The organism is Gordonia aichiensis NBRC 108223 (assembly GCF_000332975.1).
Classification (GTDB): domain Bacteria; phylum Actinomycetota; class Actinomycetes; order Mycobacteriales; family Mycobacteriaceae; genus Gordonia; species Gordonia aichiensis.
The window spans coordinates 1-2606 of the sequence record NZ_BANR01000054.1; the positions used below are offsets into that span (position 1 = coordinate 1).

3 protein-coding genes are annotated in these 2606 nt (G+C 63.4%); 1 reads left to right on the forward strand and 2 read right to left on the reverse strand.

The features are described 5' to 3' along the window. Positions 1-1038 (reverse strand): MFS transporter (locus GOACH_RS22235; protein ID WP_005180352.1); only part of this gene is annotated, 1038 nt, incomplete at its 3' end. 227 nt (positions 1039-1265) lie between these two features. Here GOACH_RS22235 and GOACH_RS22240 point away from each other — a divergent pair. After that, complete coding sequence (locus GOACH_RS22240; protein WP_005180353.1) at positions 1266-1874, forward strand: TetR/AcrR family transcriptional regulator; 609 nt, start codon at positions 1266-1268, stop codon at positions 1872-1874. Here the strand turns inward: GOACH_RS22240 and GOACH_RS22245 are convergent. After that, on the reverse strand, positions 1871-2606 hold a 736-nt coding region (locus GOACH_RS22245; RefSeq protein WP_005180355.1), incomplete at its 5' end, for an efflux permease Rv1217c-related protein. The genes GOACH_RS22240 and GOACH_RS22245 overlap by 4 nt on opposite strands.

Consider the following 2606-nt stretch of genomic DNA (forward strand, 5'->3'; position numbering starts at 1 on the left):
TAGGACTGTGGCGCCGCACATGAGGGTGATCTTGGGGCCGCGTGCGTCGGTGAGTTTTCCGCCGAGGGGGGAGATGAGCATCATCATCAGGCCGCCGGGCAGCATCCATAGGCCTGCGGCGAGCATTGATTGGCCGAGGCCGTATCCGGTTGCCTGGGGTAGTTGGAGGAGTTGGGGGAAGACCAGCATGCTCGAGTACATGCCGACGCCGACGAAGATGGATGCGATGTTGGTTGTCAGCACGCGCGGTTTGGCGGTGGTGCGCAGGTCGATGAGTGGATGGCGGGTGCGTAGTTCCCAGGCGCCCCAGGCCAGCAACGCGATGACGGCGCCGCCGAAGAGTCCGATGACGGCCCCGGAGGTCCAGCCCCAGTCGGCGCCCTTGGAGACTGCGAGTAGCAAGGCGACCAGTCCGGCGCCGAGGAGTACTGCGCCGGGAGCGTCGAAGCCTTGGCCGCGGCTTGCGGGCGCGACGTCGGGGATGAGTGTCCACACCAAGAACGCGATGACTACTGCGAGTACGGCTGAACCCCAGAAGAGCACGCGCCAGTTGGCGTATTCGGCGACTGCTGCGGCCAGGGGGAGGCCGAGTCCGCCGCCGATACCCATGGATGCGCTGACCAGGGCGATCGAGGAGCTGAGTTTTTCCCGCGGAACCGCGTCGCGCAGTAGTGCGATACCCAGTGGCACCATGCCCATGCCCATGCCTTGTAGCCCTCGACCGATGATCATGGGCCACACCGAGGTCGACAGTGCACAGACGACGGAGCCGGCGAACAGTGGCACGGTCAGGGCGAGCAGGACGCGCTTTTTTCCGAGGAGATCGCCGAGGCGTCCGGTCACCGGGACACAGACCGCGGCGACGAGCAGTGTCACGGTGATCAACCAGTTCGAATTCGACGGCGTCGTGTGCAGGATCGAGGGGAGTTGGGGAAGTAGCGGCGTGACCAGGGTTTGCATGATCGCCGCGACGGTGCCCGCGAAGGCCAAGGTGGCCACGACTCCCGCGGAACGGGTGTCTGATCGAGGCATGTTCATGACTGGGTACTCCTTGCTGTGAAGTCTGAGAGGTCGATGGTCGAAGTGACCGGGGAGGAGGTGCTCCCACCGGCCTAAGTAAACGTGCGATTACTTAGCAAGGGTACGTCGGAGCTGTAGGCTAAGTCAACGACTGATTACTCGGTGTGTGGTTCGTGCACGCAAGCCTGCACCGGTGGCTGGCGTCATCGATCCATCTACGACGAATCGCTGATCAGGGAGATGAGATGTCCGAGTCTGGGGCTGTGGTGCCGCGGCGGCGTGATGCTGCTGCGACGCGCGTGTCGTTGGTGGATGCCACGCGAGAATTGCTTGCTGACCAGGGTGCCTCGGTCACGAGCCGGGATATCGCTGCCAAAGCGGGGGTCAACCAGGCGTTGATCAACCGATACTTCGGTTCGAAGGAGAACCTGTTTGTCGAGGCGGTTCGTACGCACACGTCTCCGGCGACTGAGATGGTGGCCACTGTGCCTCTGGAGGCGTTGTCCGACTCAATACTGCGTGAGGTGCTGGCTGCCAGTGGGCCCGACGGGGCGATGACCAGTCACCTCGTCGGCGTGGTCGATAGCGAGACGGTCAACGAGGTCATCCGCGAGGCGATCGAGGACACCTTCACCACGACGCTGGGCGATCGGCTCGACGGCCCGGATGCCGCGCTGCGAGCCGAACTGGTCAACGCCCTGGTGATCGGTGTGAGCATCCTGCGCAATCGCATCGGTACTCGCGAACTGGCGACAGCCAGCATCGACGACATCGCCTATTACGTGCGACTCATGGTCGCGCCGATACTCGAGAATCCGCCTAGGTGGAACACTGCGTCGTCGACAGAAGGTTAGGCGTTGTGTGAGGCACGAGGCGGGGCGCTCATTGTGACCGTGGTGGTCATGGTGTGTCGCGGCGTCGGAATCCGGCGAATCCGATGATGAGGAAGCCGATGGTGAACAGACTGATCCATAGCAGACCCCACCACCATGGAGAACAGGAAGCCACGCATCACGAACAACACACCGAACACCGCGACCGCGATCGTTGATGCGGTGCGGGCATCGGAGCCGATTTGTGCGGTCACCGTTGCCACCGCAGCGAACATCCATCCGGTGACGGTGAATCCGGCGCCAAGCAGCATCGACGGTCCCCACCCGCCTCCGCACAACGCGGTGACCACGCCGGAGACGACACCGATGGCCAGCGAGCACACCATCGCCAGCAGCAGTGCGGTGAGTAGTCGTGATTGGCGTCCGAGTACACCGGATGCCAAGAGTTCGGCTTGGCCGGAATCTTCTTGGCCGCGGCTGGCTTTGGTGACGATGAAGATGGCGCCGATCGCCGCGATCAGTCCGCCCAGTGCCAGCGAGCGCCATGCGTTGAACCCGTCGGTGGTGCTCAGGTCATAGGCGGGGCCGAAGATCAGCCCGAGTGCCGGGTTGCCGCCGATGGTGGCGGCGAACGCTTTTCGGTCCTGCATATCGGGGAACAGCAGTGGGTACACGATCACCGAGGAGACCGACAATGCTGTCGGGAGCAGAATCCAGGGTAGGAAGGATCGTGCTTCGTGTGTGAGTGAGGGG

Excerpts from the sequence above, each read along its gene's own strand:
- GOACH_RS22240 (WP_005180353.1), top strand. The coding sequence starts at position 1,266 with ATGTCCGAGTCTGGGGCTGTGGTGCCGCGGCGGCGTGATGCTGCTGCG.